Raw genomic sequence first — 3,893 nt, forward strand, 5'->3', positions numbered from 1 at the left:
TTGAATCGCGCCTGGTAAATCGCCATGATCGGCCCCAGTCCCATGGAGACCGTGGGGAATTCCCAGAAATTGGGCATCAACCAGGGATGGGGATAGGAGCTGAGCCCGCCGCCTTCGGCCAGCTCGCGACGAAAGTTTTCCAGTTGTTTTTCCGTGATGCGGCCTTCCAGAAATGCCCGCGCGTAAATTCCCGGGCTGGCGTGCCCCTGAAAGTACACAAAATCTGGCGGATGGTTCCCCTGCTTGCCGCGGAAAAAGTGATTGAATCCCACTTCGTACAGCGTGGCGGCCGAGGCATAGGTGGAGATATGCCCGCCGATTCCCGAACTGACCCGGTTTGCCCGCACAACCATCGCCATCGCATTCCACCGGATGATGCTCTTGATTCGCCGCTCGATGGCGCGGTCACCGGGGTATTCGGGCTCATTCTCGGGGGGGATTGTGTTGATGTAGGGAGTCGTGGCGGCGGAGACCCACGGCACACCGCTGCGGAAGGCCTTTTCTTTCAGGCGTTCCAAAAGATAGACCGCCCGTTCGCCACCGTGCTTGCGAATCACGTATTCCAGGGCGTCCAGCCATTCCTGAGTTTCTTCAGGATCGATGTCCCTGGCCAGTTGAGGAATGGCACCTTCCGGCAATTGTCCGTTCGTTGGTCGGCGTTCCTGGGTTTCCTGTTCCCGAACATCTAGGGCACACATCAGGCGTGACTCCTTGATTAACCCCTCTTGTTAACGGCCCAGCCCAATCCTTTCTGGCTCTTTGGAAGGGCACCGGCTTTCCCAGCGGATCCCATGCGGGCCGATGTCGCTTTCTCGGATTCCTTCAATTATATCTGGCACTTCGGCCCTGCGACCGGTTTTTCCGAATCATCGGCCCGAAATGCCAGTCTTCTCCACGGGGAAGCCTGCCGTTGCTCCGCGCGACGACAAAGAATGACCCCCCCACATGGGCCTCAAAACGTCAGCATTTTCCGGTAGGCGTCGAGTCGGGCGTCGATGTCCTGACGGCGGATCTTGAGGAGCCGATCGACACTGAAGTCTTCCACGGTAAAACTGGCCACCACGATTCCGTAGGCCATGGCCGTTTTGAGATCCTCTGGCGAGAATTCCGTTCGTTCCGCCAGATAGCCCATCATCCCACCGGCGAAACTGTCTCCGGCTCCAGTGGGATCGACCACATCGGCTGTGGGATAAGCGGGAAGTACGTACATTTCGTGGCGACTGAAAAACATGGCCCCATGTTCGCCCTTTTTGATGACAACAAAACTGGGGCCCATGTCGAGAATTTTTCGGCCGGCGCGGATGAGATTTTCCTCTTCCGCCAGCAGCTTGGCTTCGAAATCGTTGAGCACCAATCCGTCGATCTTTTGGAGCAGGGTCCGCAACTCCTGCGGCTCCGTGCGGATCCAGTGATCCATGGTGTCGGCAACTGTGAGGTTCGGCCCCACGCATTGCTCGAGGACGCGGAGCTGCATCCGGGTCGATCCGTTGGCCAGAAAAAGGAAGCGACACCGCCGATGCTCCTCGGGAAGTACAGGGTCAAATTGTTCCATCACGTTGAGCTGCACTTCGAGCGTTTCCCGATCGTTCATATTGGGCATATACCGCCCGCGCCAGCGAAACGTCTTCGCCCCCGGTACCACACTGAGACCGCTGACGTCGACCCCGGAATCTTCGAGGAGCTTCGTGTGCTCGGCAGGCCAGTCATCGCCCACCACACCCACCAGGCGGACACGGGTGAAGAACCGCGCGGCCAGCGAGAAATAAACCGCTGATCCCCCGAGGACGTTCTCCCGTTTGGCTTCGGGCGTTTCCACACTGTCCAAAGCGACGGAACCCACAACAACAAGCGGCATGGACCCTGCTCTCCGTTACCAAGTACCTTTTTCGGCCAATCTCGATCTGCGATACGAACTGCCTCGAACGGGCATCTGACGTCTTTCTAAGGATACCGACTTTCGCGCCCCGTGCCCAGCACAACGCAACAGGGGCGGGAAGAGCCGTCCGGCGCCCGCGCAATCCGCGCCAGGCAAACCAGGTTGCGCATGCCAGGCCACGCTTTCCTTGACACTTTTTGGCCGGTAAACTAACGCCACTGTACCAGTGCTTTGGGAGGAGGGGATCGGGGCAACAGGGACGACAAACCCCTGGGAATCCACGGAGCCCCAGCCCGAATCCCGCGAATCAGTCGATCATCACAACCGCAACACGGAGACGGGACCGGCCATGGCGAAACAAAAATGGGTCATCACCGATGTGAGCCGCGGTATTTGGGTGGAACAGTTGACACTCACGCACGATATCGCCCCTGCGCTTCCGGAAGGGGTCACTGTCAACAAGCGGACCTTGCACGGTGGCCGTTCCGAGGGCGTGGAGATCATCGAACTCAACAACGGGCGTCTCCGTCTGGTAGTGCTCCCCACGCGCGGAATGGGAATCTGGCGGGCATGGTGCGGCGATCTGGAACTGGGCTGGAAGGCGCCGATCCGCGGGCCGGTCCATCCTCGCTGGGTCAATCTTTGGGAGCCCAGCGGCCTGGGCTGGCTGGACGGCTTCGACGAACTGTTCGTTCGCTGCGGTCTGGAAAGCAACGGGGCGCCGGAATTTGACGACCACGGCGTTCTGCGTTATCCCCTCCACGGCAAGATCGCCAATCTCCCGGCCTCCCGGGTGGAAATCGTGGCCGACGACGAAACCGGTGAGCTTTCCATCTGCGGAGAAGTTTTGGAAAGTCGCCTCTTTTTCAACAAACTGAAACTTTCCACGGTCATCAGCACCCTGCCGAATTCCTGCGAATTTTCTGTTACCGACACGGTCACCAATCTGGCCGCTGTGCCCGGCGAAATGGAGCTTCTCTACCACATCAACTTTGGGCGGCCGCTCCTGGAGCCGGGGTCGCGCGTCATCCTGCCGATCAAACGGCTGGCTCCCCGCGACGCCGTGGCAGCCCCGGAAATCGATCGCTGGGACAGCTATGGCGCGGAGACACCCGGCAAGCCCGAAACGGTCTATTTCATCCAGCCGCTCGGTGACGGCAAAGGCTTTACGCAGGCCGTTTTGCACAACGAGACGGGCACTCGGGGTGTTCGTGTAGGATTCAATGTGCAGGAGTTGCCGTACTTCACCCTGTGGAAGAACGAGCAGCCCACCTGTGATGGATACGTGACGGGTTTGGAGCCCGCCGTGAATTTCCCCAACCGTCGCTCCTTTGAAAAGGCTAAAGGCCGCGTCATCACCCTTCAGCCCGGTGAATCTCGCAGTTTCACGGTCACGGTGTCGGCTCTGTGCAGTTCCGACGCGGTATCCAGTGCGCGGAGCGAGATCCTCCGGCTACAGGGAAGCATAGCGCCCGAGGTTCTTCGGGAACCCTGGCCTGAATGGTCACCGTGAACAGGCCGATTTTCGCCGGTGCTAACGTGACGACGTCCGCGACCACGTCCCGGCGGAACTCCCAGTCATGGGGGGCGGAACCGTCGTTGGTCCCCACCGAGCATCGCGGATGAGAACTCGAGGCACGGAGGAGCCGGTCAGGGTCAACGGCTCTGATACCGCTGCATGATCCGCCGGATCTCCCGCTGCGATTCCTCTTTCTTGATGATTTCCCGTTTATCGTGCTCTTTGCGCCCACGGCACAGGCCGAGCAGGACCTTGGCCAGTCCCCGCTTGAAATAAATCTTTAACGGGATGAGCGTCAAGCCTTTTTGCGATGCCTGTCCGGCAAATCTTTTGATTTCCCGCCGATGAAGCAGGAGCTTTCGCGGACGCTTGGGATCGTGGTTAAAACGATTGGCCTGCGGGTATTCCGGAATATCGCAATTGTAAAGCCATACTTCGCCATCTTTCACCCGGGCAAAGGCTTCCTCGATGGAAACTTTCCCGTTGCGCAGACTTTTC

3 protein-coding genes and 1 pseudogene are annotated in these 3,893 nt (G+C 59.2%); 1 reads left to right on the forward strand and 3 read right to left on the reverse strand.

The genetic code is table 11. From position 1 onward, the window contains the following. Positions 1–698, reverse strand: a pseudogene (locus H5U08_RS12370) (pyruvate dehydrogenase (acetyl-transferring), homodimeric type); the annotation flags it as partial. Between the two features lie 254 nt (positions 699–952). Further along, positions 953–1,855: a PfkB family carbohydrate kinase gene (locus tag H5U08_RS12375; RefSeq protein WP_297033480.1), complete on the reverse strand. Its 903-nt coding sequence runs from the start codon at positions 1,853–1,855 to the stop codon at positions 953–955. A 370-nt stretch (positions 1,856–2,225) separates the two neighbouring features. Between H5U08_RS12375 and H5U08_RS12380 the strand changes: the two genes are divergently transcribed. After that, positions 2,226–3,389: an aldose 1-epimerase family protein gene (locus tag H5U08_RS12380; protein ID WP_297033483.1), complete on the forward strand. Its 1,164-nt coding sequence runs from the start codon at positions 2,226–2,228 to the stop codon at positions 3,387–3,389. A 143-nt stretch (positions 3,390–3,532) separates the two neighbouring features. Here H5U08_RS12380 and smpB read toward each other — a convergent pair. After that, the coding region (gene smpB / locus H5U08_RS12385) for an SsrA-binding protein SmpB (protein ID WP_297033487.1) at positions 3,533–3,893 on the reverse strand (361 nt) is incomplete at its 5' end.

Origin of the sequence: Thermogutta sp. (genome assembly GCF_014359955.1) — a bacterium.
Taxonomy (GTDB): domain Bacteria; phylum Planctomycetota; class Planctomycetia; order Pirellulales; family Thermoguttaceae; genus Thermogutta.